This is a genomic window from Actinomadura rupiterrae, assembly GCF_024172125.1.
In the GTDB taxonomy this organism is placed as follows: domain Bacteria; phylum Actinomycetota; class Actinomycetes; order Streptosporangiales; family Streptosporangiaceae; genus Spirillospora; species Spirillospora rupiterrae.
The window spans coordinates 198398-219475 of the sequence record NZ_JAMZEA010000002.1; the positions used below are offsets into that span (position 1 = coordinate 198398).

The following is a 21078-nucleotide window of genomic DNA, read 5'->3' on the forward strand; positions in this document are numbered from 1 at the left end:
GCGCGAAGTAGCCGCCCCCGGCCAGAGGGGGGCCGTCCGGGAGGCGGCGGACCGGGGCCGCCGCATGACCGTGCGGTCATGTCAGCGTCGTGCGGAACCCTCACCGGAGCGACTGTTGTCAAGACCAATTAACACGGACTTCACGGGACTGTGACGTCCGTCCCGCTCCTACCGGGTAGAAACGACATTGCCCGAGGTGGACCGGCTTTGGCCAATACGTTCGCTCCGGCCGCCCCCTAATGGAGATGGATAATCGTGAAATGATCCCCTCTCCCCGCAGCCTCCGAGCCGCCGCGTCCAACGCCGCGCACATGCTCCTGTACGGACACGTCGCCGACCTGCGCCCGATGCCCGCCGTGCTGCTGGACGACGGGCCGAAGGGGGCGGTCTACCGGTACCGCGCGCCGGAGGGGGTCGTCCCGGCGGGGCCACCGGTGCTGTTCGTCCCGCCGCTCGCCGCGCCCGCGCGCTGCTACGACCTGCGCCGCGGATGCAGCCTCGCCGAGCACGTCGTCACCGCGGGCCGGACCGGCTACCTGCTCGACTACGGCCCGGTTTCGTTCGCCGACCGGCGGATGGGCTTCACCGAGTGGGTCCGCGGGGTGCTTCCGGACGCGATCCGGACGGTCAGCGCCGACTCCGGAGGCCAGCCCGTCCAGCTCGTCGGCTGGTGCCTGGGCGGCATCCTGTCGCTGCTCGCCGCCGCCGACGACCCGGGCCTGCCGATCGCCTCGGTCGCCGTGATCGCCGCGCCGGTCGACATGTCCGCGGTGCGGCTCGCCGCGCCGCTGCGGCCGCTGACCCGCGTGCCGGGCCTCGGGACGGGCGTGGTCGGCGCGTTCGACGCGGTGTTCGGCGGCCTGCCGAGGCCGCTGGTGAAACGCGCCTACCAGGTGATCGGGGCGGACAAATACCTGCTCCGCCCTTACAAGGTGCTCGCCAATCTCGACGACCGCGAATTCCTGGCGCAGATCGAAGCGGTTGACCATTTCACCAACTCGATGCTCGCCTATCCCGGGAACACCGCGCGGGACGTTTACCGGGAACTGCTGCGGGACAACGCGCTGTCCGGCGACGGCGTCCGGATCGGCTCCGACCTGGTCCCGCTCGGCGGGGTGAAGGTGCCGGTCCTGGCGATCGCCGGGCGCGGCGACGGACTCGCGCCGGTCCGGTCCGTCCGGCCGCTGACCCGGCTGCTCGCCGGCGCGCCCGAAGTGCGGTTCGCGGCGGCGCCCGGCGGCCACCTCGGCGTCCTGACGGGCCGGTCCGCGCGCGCCACCACCTGGGCGCACCTGGACCGCTGGCTGGACGAGGGGACCGTCCGGCACGGCATCCGCGTGCCCCGCCGCCAGATCCTCGCCTGACCGCCGCCGCCCCCGGCCCGTCCCAGTCCCCGAACCGCCCCCTGGTCCGCCCCCGGTCCGCCCCCCCCGGCCCGCCCCCCGGTCCGTCGCCCGGTCCGTCGGCCGATGATCTGCCCCCGGCGCGTCGTGTCTCTGCCCCCGTCCCGGCGCGCCGGGTCCGCTCCCGGTCAAGAGAAGGTCCGGGAATCCTCTGGAGTGCGCGGGGAAGCGTGACCCGGGTGTGTCGCCTGGGTGGTCGCGCCGTCGCCGACCGTAGTGTTGCGCCTCGTCGCGGCCCCCTCCTGCGGAGGGCGCGCCGCGCTTCGCAAGAGGAGTGACGAGCCAGGGTTGTTCGAGCCGCGCCGGCCTCAAGGGTCGGGCCGGGCGCGGAACGGCGGGGGGCAGTGCATGGCGGCTGAGGTGGGTCCGGGCGGCGTGGCCGGAGGCGTTCCTGGAGGCCGGTCCCGCCGGCCCGGGGTGGAGGTCGTCGGCGTCGGACCGTTCGGCCGTCCCGCGCCGCACCTGGCCGCCGCGGTCTGCCGCGCCGGCGGCCTCGGCGTGCTCGACCTCGGCACCGACCGCGCCGCCGCGCTCGCCGCCCTCGCCGACCTGGCCCGCTGGTGGCGGGGCGGCTTCGGGGTGCGCGTCCCGGCCGGCTGCGGGGTGCGCCCGGACGAGCTGCCCGACCAGGCCCGGACCGTCCTGCTGGACGCCGCGTCCCTCGAAGAGACCGCCGGTTACGCGCGCGGGCGCAGGCTCCTGGCCGAGGTCGTGGACGCGGCCGAGGCGTACGAAGCGCTGGACGCCGGCGCCGACGGGCTCATCGCGCGCGGCTGCGAGGCGGGCGGACGGGTCGGCGAGCTGACCACGTTCGTGCTGCTCCAGCTTCTGCTCGCGGACGCCGCGATCGGCGTCCCGGTACTCGCGGCGGGCGGGATCGGCCCGCACACGGCCGCCGCCGCCGTCGCGGGAGGCGCGGCGGGCGTCGTCCTGGACGTCCAGCTCGCGCTGGTCCGCGAATGCGAGCTTCCGCGGGACGTGGCCGACGCGCTGCGCGCCATGGACGGCGGCGAGACCCGCGTGACCGGCGGCCACCGCATCTACACCCGCCCCGACCTGCCCGACTTCGAGCTGGACGGGCTGACCCCGGCCGAGGCGAACACCAGGCTCGGCGCGTCCGGCCTGCACATGAAGGCGCTGCCGGTCGGCCAGGACGGGTTCCTCGCCGCCGCGCTCGGCGACCGCTACCGCACCGCCGGGGGAGTGGTCCAGGCCGTCCGGGACGAGGTGGACGCGCACCTGCGCGCCGCGCTCGCGGCCCGCCCGCTCGCGCCCCGCGACAACCCGCCCGGCGCGCCGATCAGTCGCGACTACCCGGTCGTGCAGGGCCCGATGACGCGGGTCAGCGACCGGTCCTCGTTCGCCGCCGCGATCGCGCAGGACGGCGGGCTGCCGTTCCTCGCGCTCGCGCTGATGGGCGGGGACGAGGTCCGCGACCTGCTCACCGACACCGCCGACCGGCTCGGCGACCGGCCGTGGGGCGTCGGCGTGCTCGGCTTCGCGCCGCCGGAGGTGCGCGAGGCGCAGATCGCCGCGGTGCTCGCCGCGAGGCCGCCGTACGCGCTGATCGCGGGCGGCCGCCCGTCCCAGGCCGCGCCGCTGGAAGAGGCCGGGATCTCCACCTACCTGCACGTCCCGTCGCCCGGGCTGCTCGACCGGTTCCTCGCCGAGGGCGCGCGCAAGTTCGTCTTCGAGGGGCTGGAGTGCGGCGGGCATGTCGGCCCGCGCGCGAGCTTCCCACTGTGGGAGGCGCAGGTCCAGCGGCTCCTCGACTTCACCGACAAGACCCCGGACGCGGCGGACGGCATGTCGGTGCTGTTCGCGGGCGGCATCCACGACGAGCGGTCCGCCGCGATGGTCGCCGCGCTCGCGGGTCCGCTCGCCGAGCGCGGCGCGGACGTCCGCGTCCTGATGGGCACCGCGTACCTGTTCACCTACGAGGCCGTTGCGGCCGGGGCGATCCTGCCCGGCTTCCAGCAGGCGGCCGTCGAGTGCGCCGGGACGACCCTCCTGGAGACCTCGCCCGGCCACGCCACGCGCTGCGCCCGCACCCCGTACGTCGAGGCGTTCGAGCAGGCCAGGCGCGAGCTGGAGGCGGCTGGGACGACCCGCCGCCGGATGTGGGAGCAGCTGGAGGAGCTGAACCTCGGCCGGCTGCGGATCGCGGCCAAGGGCCTGCGCCGCGGACCGGGCGGCGGCGCGCTGCAGAGCGTCGAACCCGCCGACCAGGCCCGCGAGGGCATGTACATGATCGGCCAGGTCGCGGCGCTGCGGACGGCGACGACCAGCATCACCGGCCTGCACGAGCAGGTCACGACGGGCGCGCTGCGGTTCCTGGAGGCGCGCGCCGAGGCGCTCGGCCTGACCGCTGCCGAGCCCGCGCCGGAGGCCGCCGCCGAGGCCGACCCCATGGACATCGCGATCGTCGGCATCGGCTGCGTGTTCCCCGAGGCCGGGGACGCCGCCGAGTACTGGGCGAACATCGTCCGCGGCGTGGACGCGATCTCCGAGGTCCCGGCGGGCCGCTGGGACCCGTCGGTCTACTTCGACCCGAACAGCACCGGGGGCGAGAAGACGCCGTCCAAGTGGGGCGGGTTCGTGCCGGACGTCCCGTTCGACGCGTTCGCCTACGGCATCCCGCCGAACTCGCTGTCCAGCGTCGAGCCGATGCAGCTGCTCGCGCTGGAGGTCGCGGCGCGCGCGCTGCGCGACGCGGGCTACGACGAGCGCCCGTTCGACCGGTCCCGCACGTCGGTGTTCTTCGGCGCCGAGGCCGGGACGGAGCTGGGCACCGCCTACTCGACCCGCGCGATCCTGCCGAAGTACTACGGCGAGGTCCCGCCCGGCGTGGACGGGCAGCTCCCGAAGCTCACCGAGGACTCGGTGCCCGGCGTCCTCACCAACGTGATCGCCGGGCGGATCGCCAACCGCTTCGACCTCGGCGGCGCGAACTACACCGTGGACGCCGCGTGCGCCGCGTCCCTCGCCGCGCTCGACGCCGCCTGCAAGGAGCTGGCCGCCGGGACGTCCGACATGGTGCTGTGCGGCGGCGCCGACCTGCACAACAGCATCTACGACTTCCTGCTGTTCTCGTCCGTGCACGCGCTCTCCCGCAAGGGCCGCTGCGCGACGTTCGACGCGGGCGCGGACGGCATCGCGCTCGGCGAGGGCGTCGCGTGCGTGGTGCTGAAGCGGCTCGCGGACGCCGAGCGCGACGGCGACCGGATCTACGCGGTCGTGAAGTCGGTCGCCGGGTCGTCCGACGGCCGCTCGCTCGGCCTCACCGCGCCGCGCGCCGAAGGGCAGCGCCGCGCGCTGGACCGCGCCTACGCGCGCGCCGGGGTGGACCCGGCGCGGGTCGGCCTGATCGAGGCGCACGGCACCGGCACCGAGGTCGGCGACCGGACGGAGCTGGCCACCCTCACCGAGACGTTCACCGCGGCCGGGGCCGCGCCGGGCAGCGTCACGCTCGGCTCGGTCAAGTCCCAGATCGGGCACACCAAGTGCGCCGCCGGGCTGGCCGGGCTGATCAAGACCGCGTACGCGCTGCACCACGGCGTCCTGCCCGGGACGCTGCACCTCACCGAGCCGAACCGCGCGTGGGACGCGTCGTCCAGCCCGTTCGCGTTCGGCCGGACGGCCCGTCCGTGGGCGGCCGCGCCGGGCGACCGGATCGCGGGCCTGTCCGGGTTCGGGTTCGGCGGGTCCAACTTCCACGCCGTCCTCGCCGGGTACGACGGCGCGCCCGAGCCGGTGTCCGGGCTGGCCTGCTGGCCCGCCGAGCTGCTGCTGGTCCGCGGCGCGGACCGGAACGCCGCCCGCGCCGAGATGGACCGGCTCGCCGCGCTGGCGGACGCGCCGGGCGCCCGGCTGCGCGACCTCGCCCGGACGGCCGCCGAGCCCGGCCCGGACTCCGTGCAGGTCGCGATCGTCGCGTCCGGCATCGCCGACCTGCGCCGCAAGCTCGACGCGGCGCGCTCCTTCCGCGCCGGGCCGGGCGTGTTCGTCGCGCCGGGCAGACCGGGCCGCGGGAAGGCCAGGGAGCCCGGCAAGGTCGCGTTCCTGTACCCGGGGCAGGGCAGCCAGCGGCCGAACATGCTCGCCGACCTGTTCGTCGCGTTCCCGCGGCTCCAGCGCCTGCTGCGGCTCGCGGACGGGAAGTACGCGCCGGCCATGTTCCCGCCCGCCGCGTTCACCCCGGAGGACGAGCGCGCCCAGCGCGAGGCGATCACCGACACGAGGATCGCGCAGCCCGCGCTCGGCATCGCGGGCCTCGCCGCGCACCGGCTGCTGACCGAGCTGGGCGTCCGGCCCGACCTCGCCGCCGGGCACAGCTACGGCGAGCTGGTCGCGCTCGCCGCGGCCGGCGTGTTCGGCGAGGACGACCTGGTCGGGCTGTCGGCCGCGCGCGCCGAGGCGATCCTCGCCGCCGCCGGCGGCCACGGCGACGACCCCGGCGCGATGGCCGCCTGCGCCGGGACGCTGGAGGAGGTGCGCGCCGCCGTCGCGGGCATCTCCGAGCTGGTCGTCGCCAACCACAACGGACCCCGCCAGGTCGTCGTCTCCGGCTCGACGCCCGCGCTGGAGCAGGCGCTCAAGGCGCTGTCGGAGCGCGGGATCGCCGCCACCCGGATCCCGGTCGCGGCGGCCTTCCACAGCCCGCTCGTCGGCGGCGCCGCCGCGGCCCTGCGCGCCGAGCTTTCTCGCTGCGACCTGCGCTCGCCCGCCTTCCCGGTCTGGTCCAACACCACGGCCGCGCCCTACGACAGCGAGCCCGCGGGCCTGCGCGCCACGCTCGCCGGGCAGGTCGCCGCGCCGGTCCGGTTCGTCGAGCAGATCGAGGCGATGTACGCGGCGGGCGCGCGGGTGTTCGTCGAGGCGGGCCCTGGCCGGGTGCTGACCCGGCTGGTCGGCGAGATCCTCGGCGACCGCCCGCACACGGCCGTGGCCTGCGACGCGCCCGGCGAGGACGGCATCGAGCGGCTGCTGCTCGCGCTCGCCGAGCTGGCCGTCGCGGGCGTCCCGGTCGACGCCGCCGCGCTGTTCGCCGGGCGCGACGCCCGCGTCCTGTCGGCCGCCGACCCGCCCGCCGTGCCCGGCTGGATCGTCAACGGCCACCTCGTCCGCACCGCCGACGGCGCCTACCTGGCCAACGGGCTGCGCCCGGCCGAACGCGTCTCGTCCCCCTCGGGAGGAACCATGGCACCCGCCACCCCGGACGACCCGGCCGCCGGGTCCGCGCCCCAGCAGGACCCGGTGCACCTCGCCGTCCTGGAGTACCTGCGCAGCAGCCGCGAGCTGGTCGCCGCCCAGCGCGACGTCGTGCTCGGCCTGCTCGGCGCCCGGACCGCGGCGTCCGCGCTGCCCGCGCCGCCGCCGCCCGTCCCGGCGCCGCGCTCGGTGCTGTCGGGGCATGTCGTCCCGCAGAGCTTCGCCAACCCGCAGAGTCCCGCCGGTTCGCAGGGCCCCGCCGATTCGCCGTCCGCGCCGAGGGCCGGGACGTCCACCCGGCCGGACGTCCCGGCCGGGCCCGCCGTCCTCGGCCCGGACGGGATCCGCGCTGCGGTTCTGTCGGTGATCGGCGCGCGGACCGGCTACCCCGAGCCGATGCTCGGCGCGGACCTCGACCTGGAGGCCGACCTGTCGATCGACTCCATCAAGCGCACCGAGATCATCGGGGAGCTGGCCGAGCGGGTCGGGCTCGCCGCGGCCGGCGCGCGGCTGGACGAGGCGATCGTCGAGCAGCTCGCCCGGATCAAGACCATCGGCGAGATCGTCGCCTGGATCGGCGACCGGCTCACCGAGCCGAAGGCCGCCCGGCCCTCCGAGCCGAAGGGCGCCCGCTCCGCCGAGCCGAAGAGCACCCGGTCCGCCGAGCCGAAGGCCGCCCGCTCCGAGCCGAAAGGGGACCGCCGTGCCGAGCCGGGGGACATCCGGTCGGCCGCGCAGGTGAGCGCGCCGGAAGGACCCGAGGCGGACGAGCAGGCCGTCCCGCCGGTGCGGCAGATCGTCCGGATGCGGGAGCTGGCGCCGCTGCCCACTCCAGACGTCGTGCCCGGACGGTTCGAGGGCCGCACGTTCGTGATCGTCGACGACGGCTGCGGGATCGCGCTGGAGCTGGCCGCGCTGCTGGAGCAGCAGGGCGCCCGCGTCCGGACGCCGCTGGACGCCGGCGGCCCCTGCGACGGCCTGATCCACCTCGCCGCGCTCCGGCCGGGCGGCGGGCCGGTGCTGCCCGGCGCGTACGCCGGGATCCGGGAGGCGCTGCTGACCGGACCGCGCTGGCTCGTCCTCGGCACCGGCGCGGGCGGCGCGTTCGGCCGCGGCTTCGACGGCGGCGTCGGCGACCCGACGCCGGGCGCGGGCCTGCGCGGCCTCGCCCGGACGCTCGCCCGCGAGTTCCCCGAGACGCTCGTCCGGGCCGTCGACGTCGACACCAAGGACAGCCCGCGCGCCATCGCGCTGCGCCTGCTGGCCGAGATGCTGGCGCCCGGCGAGCCGGTCGTGGTCGGGCACGACGGCGACGTCCGGCGCGGGCTGTCGGTCGTCCGCGCGGAGCTGCCCCCGGTCCGGTCGGCCACGCCCGGCCTCGGCCCGGACGGCGTCGTGCTGCTCACCGGCGGCGCGCGCGGCATCACCGCGCGGATCGCGCTGGAGCTGGCCCGCACGACCGGCTGCCGGGTCGAGCTGCTGGGCCGCACGCCCGAGCCCGCCGCCGAGGACCCCGAGCTCGCGGACGCGCCGGACCGGCCCGCGCTGCGCCGCGCGCTGGTCGCGCAGGGCGGCCGGACGCCCGCCGAGATCGAGGCGCGGATCCGTTCCGTGCTGGCCTCGCGGGAGATCCGCGCGAACCTCGCCGCGCTGCGCGAGCACGCCGCCGCCGTCCGGTACCACCCGGTGGACGTGCGGGACGCGCAGGCCGTCCGGGCCGTGGTGGAGGACGTCTACAACCGGCACGGCCGCCTCGACGGCGTCGTGCACGGAGCCGGGCTGCTGGAGGACCGGCTCGTCCGCGACAAGGCGCCCGACTCGTTCGACCGGGTGTACCGGACGAAGGTGGACGGCGCGTCCGCGCTCGCCGCCGCCGTCCGTCCCGACCTGCGGTTCTTCGTGGTGTTCGGCAGCGTCGCCGGGGTGTACGGGAACCGGGGGCAGGCCGACTACGCCGCCGCCAACGACGCCTGCGACACGCTCGCCCGCGTCTGGCGGACCGAGCTGCGCGGCCGCGTCCTGGTCGCCGACTGGGGCCCGTGGGCCGGGGGCGGCATGGTGTCGCTGGAGCTCGCCCGCGAGTACGCGAGGCGCGGTGTCGGGCTCCTCGACCCGGACGCCGCCGTCGCCGCGCTGATGCACGAGATCGCCGCCGGTGATGACGTCCAGGTCGTCCTGTCCGCCCCCCTCACCGACCCCGCCGACACGACCGCGCCCCTCGCCGACCGCGCTGAGACGGCCGCCTGCCTCGCCGACCGCGCTGAGACGGCCGCGCCCCTCACCGAGCAGGACGGCCCGGCCCGGCCCTTCGTCGACCCCGCCGGGACGACCGTGCCCCTTGCCGACTCCGACAGGACGGCCGGGGTTCACGCTGACCCCGTTGGGACGGGCGAGGGCGTGGGGGACGGTGAGGGCTCGGCCGGGGCGGGCGGCGGGGAGCCTGCCGGGGGAGCCGCCAGGGGAGCCGGGGGAGCCGCCGGAGCCGCCTCGTGACAGGCGGCGAGCCGATCGCGGTCGTCGGCCTCGGCGCGGTCTACCCCGCGGCGGGGTCGGCGGCGGAGCTGTGGGCGAACGTCCGGGCCGGGGTGGACGCGATCACCGACGTCCCGCCGCACCGCTGGGACCCCGCGCTCTACCACGACCCGGCCGCCTTCCACGGCACGCCGCGGTCCGACCGGTTCTACTGCCGGCGCGGCGGCTTCGTGGACGAGCTGGCCACCGCCGACGCGGCCCGGTTCGGGATCATGCCGAACGCGGTGCCCGGGATCGAGCCGGACCAGCTGCTCGCGCTCCGCACGGCCGCCGAGGCGATCGCGGACGCGGGCGGCGACGAGCGCCTCCCGGACCGGACGCGCGTCGGGGTCGTGCTCGGCCGCGGCAGCTACATCGGCCCCGGCATGGCCCGCTTCGACCAGCGGGTCGGAGCGTTCCACCAGATCGCGGCGATCCTGACCGACCTGCTGCCGGACCTGCCCGCCGACCGGGTGGAGCAGATCCGGGACGCGTTCCGGTCCCGGCTCGGCCCGGACACGCCGGAGCTGTCCGCCGGGATCGTCCCGAACTTCGCCGCGTCCCGCGTCGCGAACCGCTTCGACCTGCGCGGCCCCGCGTACACGGTGGACGCGGCGTGCGCGTCGTCGCTGCTCGCGGTCGAGCACGCGGTGCGGGCGCTGCGCTCGGGGCAGTGCGACGCGATGCTCGCCGGGGCCGTCCACCACTCCCACCACGTCACGCTGTGGAGCCTGTTCAGCCAGCTCAAGGCGCTGTCGCCGAGCGGGGTGATCCGCCCGCTGGACCGCGCCGCCGACGGCACGCTGCTGTCGGAGGGCACCGGCATGGCGCTGCTGAAGCGGCTGCCGGACGCGCTGCGCGCGGGCGACAAGATCTACGCGGTGATCCGCGGCGCCGGGTCGTCCAGCGACGGGCGCGCGGCCGGGCTGCTGAGCCCGCTGGTGGACGGCCAGGTCCTCGCGCTCGAACGCGCCTGGGCGGACGCCGGGCTCGACCCGTCCGCGCCGGACGCGGTCGGCCTGGTGGAGGCGCACGCCACCGGCACACCCACCGGGGACGAGGCGGAGCTGGCCACGCTGCGCCGCGTGTTCGGCGACCGGGGGAGCCCGCTGCACGTCGGCACGGTCAAGTCGATGATCGGGCACGCGATGCCCGCCGCCGGGATGGCCGGGCTGATCAAGGCCGCGTGCGCGCTGCGCGACGCCGTCCTGCCGCCGACGCTGCACGTCACCGAGCCGCATCCGGCGATGGCCGGGACGCGGCTGGTGCCCGTCCGCGAGGCGGCGGAGTGGGAGCGTCCGGCGGGCGGCCCGCGCCGCGCGGTCGTGAACGCCTTCGGGTTCGGCGGGGCGAACGCCCAGATCGTCCTGGAGGAGGCCCCGGCGGCGTCGAAGGCCCACCTCGGCCCCCTGCGGCTGCGCGGCGGTGAGGGAGAGCGGGCGGCCGGCCTGCGCGGCGAGGGCGGGGAGCGGGTGCTGCGGCTGGCCGCGCGCGACGCCGCCGCGCTCGCCGCGCTGCTGGACGCGCCGGACGAGGAGCTGCTCGCGCACTGCGACCGCGAACCGGACGACCTGCCCTGCCGCCTCGCGATCGTCGGCCCGGACGCCCGCAAGCTCAAGCTCGCCCGCGCCGTCGCCGAGCGCGGCACCCCCTGGCGCGGCCGCGGCGACCTCTGGTTCACGCCGCGGCCGCTGCTCGCCTCGGGCGGCCGGCTGGCGTTCCTGTTCCCGGGCTTCGAGCCCGCCTTCGCGCCGCGCGTGGACGACGTCGCCGACCACTTCGGCCTCGCCCGCCCCGAGCTGACCGGGCGCACCGACCTGCTCGGGCACGCCGCCGACGTGATCGCGGTCGGCCGGCTGCTCGCCGCCGCGCTCGCCGGGCTCGGCATCCGCCCCGACCTCGCCGCCGGGCACAGCCTCGGCGAGTGGACCGCGATGATCGTCGCCGGGATGTACCGGCCGGACGCCGCCGACACCTTCATCGGCATGCTCGACCCCGCCGAACTGAGGATCCCGGACGTCGCGTACGGCGCGCTCGGCTGCGGCGCCGACCGCGCCCTGGAGGAGCTCGGCGCCCGCGCCGACGTGGTCGTCAGCCACGACAACTGCCCGCACCAGTCGGTCATCTGCGGCGAGCCCGGGGCCGTCCGGGAGATCCTGCGGCGGCTCGGCTCCGAAGGCGTGCTGGGCCAGGAGTTGCCGTTCCGCACCGGCTTCCACACGCCGATGGCCGAAACCCTCCTGGACCAGCTGCGGCACGCGTTCCGCGCGATGGACATCAACCCGGTTCCGGACATCCCGCTCTGGTCGGCGACGACCGTCGGGCCGTTCCCGCAGACCGAGGCGGAGATCCGCGAGCTGGTCCTCCGGCACCTGCTGGAACCGGTCCGGTTCAGCGAGCTGACCGAGGAGCTGTACGGCGCGGGCGTCCGCGCGTTCGTGCAGGTCGGGCCGGGCAGCATCACCGGGTTCGTGGGGGACCGGCTCGGCGACCGCGAGCACCTGGCGATGGCCGTGAACGTCCCGCAGCGGGACGGCTTGGCGCAGCTCCGCCGCGTCGCCGCCGCGCTCTGGGCCGAGGGGCACGGCGCGGGCCCGGCCGCCGCGCCGCCGGTCGTGCCGACCGGGCCCGATGCGGTCCGGCTCGATCTCGGGGTCCCGGTCGTCCGGCTGGACGGGGCCGTCCCGCCGCTGACCCTCCCCGGTTCGCGGGCCGGGCGCGAGCAGGCGCGGCCGCCGCTGCCGCCGTCCGACCCGGTGACCGCCGAGCTGGACGCGCTGCTTCGCGAGGCCGTGGACAGCGCCACCCACGTGCTCGACGCGTTCCAGAGCGGCGCGTCCGCGCGGCCGGTGCCGCCGCTCGTCCCCTCGCAGCCGAGACCGACCGAGCTGACCGTCCCGCGCGTGTTCTCGCTGGACGCGATGCCGTACGTCATGGACCACTGCCTGATCCCGCAGCCGGTCGGCTGGCCCGACCCGTCCGACCGGTTCCCCGTCGTGCCGCTGACCACGCTCCTGGAGGTCATGGCGGACGCCGCGCGCGAGCTGTTCCCGCACCTGGTCTGCGTGGGGCTGGAGCACGTCCGCGCGATGCGCTGGGTCACCGCCGACCCGCCCACCGAGACCGAGATCTCGGCCCGGCTCGTGGCGGCGACCGGCGACGGCGTCCACAAGGTCGAGGTCGTCATCAAGGGCCACACCGACGGGATCGTCGTCCTCGCGCCCCGGTACCCGTCGCCGCCGCGGCCGGACCGCCGGCAGCTGACCGGCGAGTACCCGCCGCACGTGAGCGCCGAGCGGTTCTACTCCGAGCGCTGGATGTTCCACGGGCCGCTCTACCAGGGCGTCGCCGAGATCACCGCGCTCGCCTCCGACGGCCTGCGCGGCGTGCTGACCTCGCTGCCCACGCCCGGCGCGCTGATGGACAACGTCGGCCAGCTCTGCGGGCACTGGATCCAGGTGAACGGCGACAAGGACCAGACCGTCTTCCCGACCGGCATCGAGCGCGTCACCTGGTACGGCCCGCTGCCGCCGCCCGGCGAGCTGCTCCCGGTGACCGTCCGGAACCGCGCCATGACCGCCACCACGCTCCGCTACGACTGCGAGATCACCGGCGCGGACGGTCGGGTCTGGTGCCGCGTCGAGGGCTGGTCGACGCACCGCTTCTACACCGACGAGCCGATCTGGCGGATGAAGTTCACCCCGGAGGTGTCCGGCACCGCCGAGCCGCAGCCCGAGGGCTGGGTGCTCGCCCGCAAGCACTGGGACAACGGGTCCTCGCGCGACCTGCTCATGCGGCAGTACCTCAACGCCGCCGAGCGCCGCGAGTACGACGCGCTCACCCCGCGCGAGCAGGGCCCGTGGCTGCTCGGCCGGATCGCCGCCAAGGACGCCGTCCGGCACTGGCTCTGGGAACGCGGCCACGGCCCGCTGTTCCCCGCCGAGGTGACGATCAGCGACGGCGCGCCCGGGCGGCCCCGCGCGACCGGCGCGTTCGAGTCGCCCGCGCTCGCGGTCGGCTCGACCGACGAGCTGGGGGTCGCGCTCGTCCGGGACGCGGGCCGGCCGTGCCGCATCGAGATCACCCGCGTGGACCTCGCGCCGGGCGGCGGGACGGCCCGTCCGCCGGGCGCGGCGGCGCGCGAGTTCGACGGCCACACCGTGACCTGGACGCTCCCGGATGCTCCGCCCGCCGACGACCTGCGCACGGCCGCCGACCTCGCGGACGAACCGGACGACGACGGAGACGCCTTCAACCGCAACAAGGGGGAGAACAGCACATGACCGCTGGAAACGACGTCCTGGACGAGGTCGTGGCGATGCTGGCCGAGGTCGTCGGGGAGGACTTCCTGCTGGAGCAGGAGGTCGGCCCGGACACCTCCTTCAACGACGACCTCGCGCTGGAGAGCATCGAGTTCGTCGCGCTCGCCGAGAAGCTCCAGCTCCGGTACGGCGCGCGGATCGAGTTCGCCGCGTTCATCGCCGGGATGGACCTCGACCAGATCATGGCCATGACGGTCGGCGACCTCACCACCTACATCGAGTCCCGCCTGGCCGCCTCGGGCCCGGGCGACGCGCCGGGTGGCGGCCCGGGCGCCGGTTCGGAGGCTTCCGTCCCGTCCGGCGCGTACGCGTAGGGGACGGCCGTGGCCTACGTCCGCGTCCGCGGTGTCCGGTTCCACGTGGTGGACCTCGGGCGGGACACGGGCCGGGTGCCGGTGGTGATGCTGCACGGGCTGTTCACCGGCTCGGCGGCGTCCTGGTTCTTCACCGTCGCGCCCGCGCTCGCCCGGGACCGCCGCGTCCGGCTGCCGGACTGGCGCGGGCACGGCCTGACCGAACGCACCACGACCGGCTACGACACCGCGACGATGGCGGACGACCTGGCCGCGCTCACCGCCGACCTGCCGCCGTTCGCGATCGCGGGGCACAGCTACGGCGCGACCGTCGCGGTCCGGTTCGCCCGCGCCCACCCGGGCCGGACGACCGCGCTCGCGCTGGTCGACCCGCCGTTCGCCGACATCGACGTCCGCCGCTACGCGGTGCCCGGGGTCGCCCGCCGCGGCGCGGTCGCCGAGCTGCTGAAGCGCACCTCGCTGGCGTCCGACCTGGCGGCCGAGCCGCCGGTCACGGCGGCGGAGCTGGCCGAGCTCGCGGGCCTCCCGGTGCTGGCCGTCGTCGGGACGGACTCGCCGTTCCGGTCCGCCGCCGACCTGGTCGGACGGGCGCTGCCCGCGGCCCGGCGGCACGTCCTGTCCGGCGGGCACGACCTGCACATCACCGCGCGGGCGCGGCTCACCCCGCTGCTCGGCGCGTTCCTGGAGGAAGCACATGCCTGAGATCACCGCACGCGGCGTGCGGTTCCACGTCCAAACCCTGAACCCGCCCCGCCCGGCCTCCGGGCGGGACGGCGTTGCTGTGGAGCGTTCCGGTGCGGGCGGGGGCGGGGCGAGCGCGGGCGGGGCGAGCGCGGGTGGGCCTGTGGTGGTGTTCGTGCACGGGCTGGCGCTGGACAACCTGTCGAGCTTCTACTACCGGCTGGCCGGTCCGGTCGCGGCGGCCGGGGCGCGGGCCGTCCTGTACGACCAGCGCGGGCACGGGCTGTCGGAGCGGACCCCGTCCGGGTACGGCCCGGCGGACGCGGTCGCCGACCTGTTCGCCGTCCTGGACGAGCTGGACGTCGTCCAGCCGGTGCACCTGGTGTCGAACAGCTTCGGCGGGGTGCTCGCGCTGAACGCGGCCCTTGCCCGTCCGGAACGGGTCGCGGGTCTCGCCCTCATCGAGTCCTACGGGCCCGCCGACGACGAGCTGCTTTGGAACGAGGCATTGCTCAACACGCTCGGCAAGTCCGCGCTGGTGCTGGAGTACGAGAACCTCGCCGCGCAGTTCGGCGCGATCGGGTGGCGGCAGCGCGCCCGGCAGACCGCGACCGCGGACCGCCTGATCAACGGCACCACGCTCGTCGCGGACGTGGCCGCCGCCGAACCCGTCCGTCCCGCCGCGCTCGCCGCCCTCACCTGCCCGGTCCTGGCCGTGTACGGCGAGCACTCCGACCTCCTGGACGCCGGACGCCTCCTTGAAACGCACGTCCCGGACTGCGAGCTGCACGTCCTGCCGGGGCACGCCCACACCGTCCTCAGCGACGGCACCGATGACCTGCTCGCCGTCCTCCTCCCCTGGCTGAGCCGCCCTGCCACCACCCCCGCCTCCCGCGCGCGTGCGCGGGAGCAAGCCCCTGCCGTCGATCCTGGCTCGCGTCCGGGGGCGCGCGAGCCGTCCTGCGCCGGAGGTGCGCGATGAGCCCGAGAAACTCCCGCGGCCGGCGGGTCGCCGTCCCGCCGCTGCTCGGCGACGCGGTGCCGCCCGGCCGGACCGCCGAGAGCGAGCGGTGCCGGTTCCTGTTCGCGGTCCCGCCGCTGACCGGACACGTCAACCCGACCGTCGCGGTCGCCGCCGAGCTGTCCGCGCGCGGCCACCGCGTCGCGTGGGTCGGGCAGCGGGACGGCCTGGAGCGGCTCCTGCCGTCCGGCGCGCGGATCTTCCCCGCCGGGGACGCCGGGTTCTCCGCCGAGCGCGAGGCCCGCGGCTGGCTGTCGCTGCGCGGACCGGCGGCGCTGAAGTTCCTCTGGGAGGAGTTCATCGTCCCGCTGGGGCACGCGATGATGCCCGGCGTGGACCGCGCGGTCGAGCGGTTCCGCCCGGACGTGGTGGTCTCCGACCAGCAGGTCCTCGCCGCGCCGGTGGTGGCGCGGCTGCGCGGCGTGCCGTGGGCGACGTCCGCGACCACCTCCGCCGAGTTCACCCGTCCGCTCGCCGGGATGCCGCTGGTGGAGGAGTGGGTGCGGGACCAGATCGGCGACTTCCAGGCCGCGCACGACATCGACGACGTGATCGACCTGCGCTTCTCCGACCACCTGACGCTGGTGTTCTCCACCGGCGCGCTCGTCGGGGACGTGTCGTTCTTCCCCGACCACATCGCGTTCGTCGGCCCCGCGTTCGGCGGCCGGCCCGACCGCGGCGACTTCCCGTTCGACTGGCTGGACGCGCCGGGCGAGGGCGCGCGTCCGGCCGTGCTGGTGTCGCTCGGCACGATCAGCGGCCCGGCCGGCGCGCGGTTCTTCCGCGTCGCGGCCGAGGCGGTCGCCGAGATGGACGTCCAGGCGGTGTTCGTGATGCCGTCGTGTACAACCGACTGCGCCGATTTCGCCGTCCCGGACAACGTGCTGGTCCGCGAGCACGTCCCGCAGCTCGCGCTGCTGCCGCGGCTGTCGGCGGTGGTCACGCACGGCGGGCACAACACCGTCTGCGAGGCGCTCGCGCACGACGTCCCGCTCGTCGTCGCGCCGATCCGGGACGACCAGCCGATCATCGCGCGGCAGGTCGAGGCGGCGGGCGCCGGACGCGCCGTCCGCTTCTCGCGCGTCCGGAAGGACGAGCTGCGCGCGGCCCTGGACGGCGTCCTCACCGACCCGTCCTACCGCGAGGCCGCCGCGCGGGTCCGCGAGTCGTTCACCGCCGCCGGGGGCGCCGCCCGCGCGGCCGACCTGCTGGAGAAACTCGCGTGAGCTGGATCCCCGCGCTGTTCCCGCTGCTGGTCTCGGCCGGCCTGGCCGCCCGCGCCCAGATCCTGCGCCGCCGCCTCCGCGCCCTGACCCCCCTCCCCACCGCCACCCCCCGGGGCACTGCGCCCGTCAACCAGGGGAGCGCTGCTGGGGCAGGGGCGGGGCCGTTGGCTGTGGCTGGGGGGCTTGGTGGGGATAAGGGGTTCGAGTTCGTCACGGGGGAGCGGGTCATGCTGTCCGGGCCCGTGCGGCGGGCGGCGGTGGGGCATGCTCGGGAGAAGGGGCTGGACGTCCTGGACCTGGTCCCCGCCGACCTGCCCGCCGAGCGCGCTCTCGACCTGGCCCGCACGCTCGAACCCCGGACGTACCGGACGGACCCGCTCGCGGTCGGCCGCGGCGCCGGGTTCGCCACCGTCGTCGCCGGGGACCTGCTGGACCGCGCCGGCCACACCCGCGCGCCGCTCGATCCCGGCGCGTTCGGCGCGGCGACCGCGCGGCTGCGGCAGTTCACCACGTCCGCTGACCTGGCCGTCGTGCCGGCGGCGAGCCCGCGCGGACCGCTCGGGCGAGGGCGCAGGGCCTGGCTGACCGGGCTCGGCGTGCCGGTGCCCTGGACGGTCGCGACGTCCGTCCTCGGATACCTGGCGGTACTGGCCTCGGTGGCCGTCGCGCCGCTGCCCGGTCTGCTCGCGGTCGCCGTGTACTGCGCGGTGCCGTACATGGTCTTCGCCGGGACGGCGATCTTCCCGCACGACCTGCACGCGGCGGCGTTCTTCCGGCTCGTCCGGGAGCCGTACGGGTGGTGGCGGACGCTGACCGACGCGCCGTCCGCATGGGAGCGGGAACGCGCCGAACGCCGGGACGCCGCCCGCGCCCGCTACCGCGCCGAGACCGACCTGGGCGTGGAGCGCTTCCTGCTGCCGCGCCGCGAGGACTGCCCGTGGTGCGGGTCGGACAACCTGGTCGTGCACGTCCGGGCGGGCGACATGCTGCAGGCCAAGCCCGGCCGGTTCGCGCTGGAGCGCTGCCGCGACTGCGGGCACGTCTTCCAGAACCCGCGGCTCGGCGACGACGGCCTCGCCTACTACTACCGCGACTGCTACGACGGCCTCGGCGGCGAGCTGATGGAACGCGCGTTCTCCGCGCAGGGCGACGTCCTGCGCGCCCGCGCCCGGTTCGCCGCCGAGCACGTCGGCACCCCGCGTGCCTGGCTGGACGTCGGGACCGGCCACGGCCACTTCTGCCGCGTCGCCGCGCAGGTCTTCCCCGGCACCGCGTTCGACGGCCTGGACACCGGCGAGGGCGTCGAGGAGGGCGAGCGGCGCGGCTGGCTGCGGCACGCGCACCGGCGCGCCCTCCGCGACCTGCCGGACGGCCTGACCGGCGAGTACGACGTGATCAGCATGAACCACTACCTGGAGCACACCGGCGACCCGCTCGCCGAGCTGGACCTGGCGGTGAAGGCGCTGCCCTCCGGCGGGTTCCTGCTGATCGAGCAACCCGACCCGGAATGGCGGCTCGCCCGCCGGCTCGGCCGGTTCTGGATGCCCTGGCTCCAGCCGCAGCACCTGAACATGGTCACGGCCGGCAACCTCGTCCGGGCGCTCGCCGCGCGCGGGATGCGGGTCCAGGTCGTCCAGCGGCGCGCGGCGCACCAGCGCTACGACGCGCTGGCGGCGGTGTTCGTGGCGCTGAACACGCTCGCGCCCGACCCGTCCCGGCCCTGGGCGCCGGGCCCGCCGACCCGCGCGGGCCGGATCCGGCGCGCCGCCGGGCTGGCCCTGCTCCCGGTGCTGCTGCCGGCCGCCGCGCTGGCGGACCGGCTGCTGCTGCCCCTGGTCCCCGGCCCCGGAAACGCGTTCCGGGTGCTGGCACGTAAGGACGAAGGTTGACCGAAACCCTGAAGGACGGCCCGGTGGGACTCGCCGACGACCCGGAGATCCGGATCACCGCCCACATCTACGAGCGGATCTTCGGCGACCCGCCGACCACCCTCCGCCGAGCCCCCGGCGGCCTGACCCTACTGGGCGGCGCGGCCCCCGGGCGGGGCCTTGAGCCGGACCCGCGGCCGGACCCGCGGCCGGACCCGAAGCTGGTCCCGGGGCCGGGCCGGGAGCCGCGCCCAGGGCCGGGCCGGGAGCTGGACCCGAGACCGGGCCGGAAGCCGGGCCCAGGACCGGGCCGGAAGCTGGACCCGGGACCGGAGCCGAGCCGGGAGCGGGGCGCCGAGCCGGCCCTGGCGGTGGCGCTGGCCTGGGGCGCGATCGTCGCGGCCGGTCCGCACCCGGACGGCGGCGTCGACCTCTACTCGATGAACCGGCACACCGACCGCTGCACCTCGCTCGACGACGTCCCGGACTGGGCGGCGCACCCGGTCGAGGCGCTGCGCGCGCACGCCGACCCGCCGCCGCCGGTCCGGATGATCGTCAACCGCGAGCTGCCCGTCGAGACCGGCCTGCTGTCCGGCGCGGAGACGGTGTGCGCGGCGGCGATGGCGCTCGGCGACCTGCACGGCCCGCCGCTGTGGCCCACGGCGTCCGCCGGACGCCCGGAGTTCCTCGCCGCGCTGCACTCCCGCGCCCGCCACGCGCTGCTGATCACCGACGCGGGCCCGGAGCAGCTGCCGTTCGACCTCGCCGCGGCCGGGCTGCGCCTGCTGGTGATCGACATCGGCGCCACCGAGGACGCGATCATCGCCCCCGACCCGTCCGGGGACATCGTGGAGCGCGCCGCCGAAGCCCTGCGCGCGGGCTACCCGGCGGGCCTCGGCCCGCTCCTCACCGAGGCCCACGAACCCGGCCGCCCGACGCTGGACCTGGCCCTCTCCGCCGCCACCGACGCCGGAGCGCTGGGCGGACGGGCCCTGGGACGCTGCGTGATCACCCTCGTGCCGGTCCGCGCCGTCCGCCGCGTCCGCGCCGAGGTGACCGCCCATCTGGATGGGCGCACCACCCGTCCACCGCGTTTTCTGACAGCAGTGGCATCCGGACGCAACCTTTGACCCCCGTCGATGCTTATTAAGAGTGAGGGCACATCACAGAACGGAGGCGATCACGAGGATCATCGACGAGTAGAGCCGTAGGCGGCCAGGGGAGGCGGGAGCGCCGATCGAAGAGAGGAGAACCGGACCGGTCACTTGGGAGTGGGAGTGGAAGCGGGAGCGGGGAGGCGTTCGCGGAGCGCCTGCTCGACCAGGTCCACGGCGTGCACCAGCTGCACCAGGCGGGCGCCTTCGCGGCGGTAGGTGTCCAGCACGGCCTCGATGCCGTGCGGCGGGACGGCGCCGGAGAGCTCGACGCGCGCGGAGCGGAAGCCCTCGCGCGCGGCCTCGACGGCGGCGGTGACGTGGTGCCGCGCCATCCGGGCCAGCGCGACGGGGTAGCGGCGCAGCACGCCGTAGCGCCGGTACTCGGGCGGGACGAGCTCCAGCAGCCAGGCGAGCGCGGTCTCCTCGAACCGGTCGGTCCCCGGCGGATGCACCTGCGGCGGCCAGCCGGGCGGGACGAAGCTGCTCACCTGCCCAGAATACCCCATTGTCGAATATTTGTTCGATCGACTACCCGACTGTCCGATTCCAAGCCCACCCCACGAAACAGGCGCCTCGCAAGCCTCGCGCATCCCCCGCGGACGCGGCCTGCGCGGGACGCGGCCTGTGCGTGGCGCGGCCCTGTGCGTGGCGCGGGCCTGTGCGGGGCGCGGGCCCTGCGCGGGGTCCGGCCCTGCGCGGGGTGCGGGCCTGCGCGGGGTGCGGGCCTGTGCGGGGTGCGGCCCTGCGCGGGGTGCGGGCTTGCGCGTGGCGCGGGCCTGTGCGTGGCGCGGCCTTGCACGAGGCGCGGGCCTGTGCGGGGCGCGGGCTGTGCGGGGTGCGGCCTTGCACGAGTGTGCTCCTGCACGGTCCTCGCTAGTGCGCAGGGCGCGGGGCGCGCGGAGTGCCCGTGCGGATCGCCGTCCGTGCGGGACGGAGTTCAGGCGGGCCGGAGTTCGGGTGGGGCGGAGCGGGGAGGGGGTTACTCCTGGGTGGCGGGGCCGGTGCGGCGGATGCGGATGCGGCCGGACTCCAGGTCGTCGCGGCCGGAGTCGCCGGCCTGGAGCATGTCGTCGTGCTTCAGCGTGCGCTGCCGCTCCTGCTCCTCCTGCTTGACCTTCTTGGAGCCCTCGAACGCGGAGGCGAGGTCCTCGAACAGGCCGCCGCCCATGCCCGCGCCGGTCTCACCGTCCCCGCGGATGGCGCCCATCATGGACGTCCGGCCGGTGCCCTCCCGCGGCCACTCCACGACCTCGGGCTCGGCGGACTGCTTGGCCGCGCCCATGGGACGGCCCTTGACGCGCTTACGGCGACGGAACGGTGACTTCACACTCAACTCCAACGCGACGAGCTTCTGAAATGATCCC

Annotated in this window: 11 protein-coding genes; 9 read left to right on the forward strand and 2 right to left on the reverse strand. The window is 76.3% G+C overall.

Features of this window, described 5'->3' with window-relative positions:
* Nucleotides 1-260 precede the first annotated feature (260 nt).
* The 9 genes from FHU30_RS05445 to FHU30_RS05485 all read left to right on the forward strand — a co-directional run bounded on the left by FHU30_RS05445 (nucleotide 261) and on the right by FHU30_RS05485 (nucleotide 19687).
* Nucleotides 261-1364 (forward strand): alpha/beta fold hydrolase, encoded by a 1104-nt coding sequence (locus FHU30_RS05445; protein ID WP_253872315.1) that lies wholly within the window; start codon nucleotides 261-263, stop codon nucleotides 1362-1364.
* A gap of 387 nt (nucleotides 1365-1751) precedes the next feature.
* Entirely contained in the window at nucleotides 1752-9107 is a 7356-nt protein-coding gene (locus FHU30_RS05450) for a type I polyketide synthase (RefSeq protein ID WP_253872324.1), read from the forward strand.
* Complete coding sequence (locus tag FHU30_RS46880; protein WP_253872331.1) at nucleotides 9104-13408, forward strand: beta-ketoacyl synthase N-terminal-like domain-containing protein; 4305 nt, start codon at nucleotides 9104-9106, stop codon at nucleotides 13406-13408. The genes FHU30_RS05450 and FHU30_RS46880 overlap by 4 nt, the downstream gene beginning before the upstream one ends.
* Nucleotides 13405-13761: an acyl carrier protein gene (locus FHU30_RS05460; protein WP_253872333.1), complete on the forward strand. Its 357-nt coding sequence runs from the start codon at nucleotides 13405-13407 to the stop codon at nucleotides 13759-13761. Before FHU30_RS46880 ends, FHU30_RS05460 begins: the two co-directional genes overlap by 4 nt.
* Nucleotides 13762-13770: 9 nt before the next feature.
* On the forward strand, nucleotides 13771-14463 hold the full coding sequence (locus tag FHU30_RS05465; protein ID WP_253872335.1) for an alpha/beta fold hydrolase: 693 nt from the start codon (nucleotides 13771-13773) through the stop codon (nucleotides 14461-14463).
* A complete protein-coding gene (locus FHU30_RS05470; RefSeq protein WP_253872342.1) occupies nucleotides 14456-15424 on the forward strand; it encodes an alpha/beta fold hydrolase in 969 nt (322 codons plus the stop codon). Before FHU30_RS05465 ends, FHU30_RS05470 begins: the two co-directional genes overlap by 8 nt.
* Entirely contained in the window at nucleotides 15421-16689 is a 1269-nt protein-coding gene (locus FHU30_RS05475; protein ID WP_253872345.1) for a glycosyltransferase, read from the forward strand. The genes FHU30_RS05470 and FHU30_RS05475 overlap by 4 nt, the downstream gene beginning before the upstream one ends.
* The gene (locus FHU30_RS05480) at nucleotides 16686-18578 is read left to right on the forward strand and encodes a methyltransferase domain-containing protein (RefSeq protein WP_253872347.1); all 1893 of its coding nucleotides are present in this window, start codon (nucleotides 16686-16688) and stop codon (nucleotides 18576-18578) included. The genes FHU30_RS05475 and FHU30_RS05480 overlap by 4 nt, the downstream gene beginning before the upstream one ends.
* Nucleotides 18575-19687 (forward strand): galactokinase, encoded by a 1113-nt coding sequence (locus FHU30_RS05485; RefSeq protein WP_253872349.1) that lies wholly within the window; start codon nucleotides 18575-18577, stop codon nucleotides 19685-19687. Before FHU30_RS05480 ends, FHU30_RS05485 begins: the two co-directional genes overlap by 4 nt.
* 131 nt (nucleotides 19688-19818) lie before the next feature.
* Here the strand turns inward: FHU30_RS05485 and FHU30_RS05490 are convergent, their stop codons facing one another.
* Complete coding sequence (locus FHU30_RS05490) at nucleotides 19819-20202, reverse strand: hypothetical protein (protein WP_253872351.1); 384 nt, start codon at nucleotides 20200-20202, stop codon at nucleotides 19819-19821.
* A 491-nt stretch (nucleotides 20203-20693) separates the two neighbouring features.
* Nucleotides 20694-21041 (reverse strand): DUF6191 domain-containing protein, encoded by a 348-nt coding sequence (locus FHU30_RS05495; RefSeq protein ID WP_253872359.1) that lies wholly within the window; start codon nucleotides 21039-21041, stop codon nucleotides 20694-20696.
* Nucleotides 21042-21078: the final 37 nt, after the last annotated feature.

Excerpts from the sequence above, each read along its gene's own strand:
- FHU30_RS05445 (WP_253872315.1), top strand. The coding sequence starts at position 261 with ATGATCCCCTCTCCCCGCAGCCTCCGAGCCGCCGCGTCCAACGCCGCG.
- FHU30_RS05450 (WP_253872324.1), top strand. The coding sequence starts at position 1,752 with ATGGCGGCTGAGGTGGGTCCGGGCGGCGTGGCCGGAGGCGTTCCTGGA.
- FHU30_RS05460 (WP_253872333.1), top strand. The coding sequence starts at position 13,405 with ATGACCGCTGGAAACGACGTCCTGGACGAGGTCGTGGCGATGCTGGCC.
- FHU30_RS05470 (WP_253872342.1), top strand. The coding sequence starts at position 14,456 with ATGCCTGAGATCACCGCACGCGGCGTGCGGTTCCACGTCCAAACCCTG.
- FHU30_RS05475 (WP_253872345.1), top strand. The coding sequence starts at position 15,421 with ATGAGCCCGAGAAACTCCCGCGGCCGGCGGGTCGCCGTCCCGCCGCTG.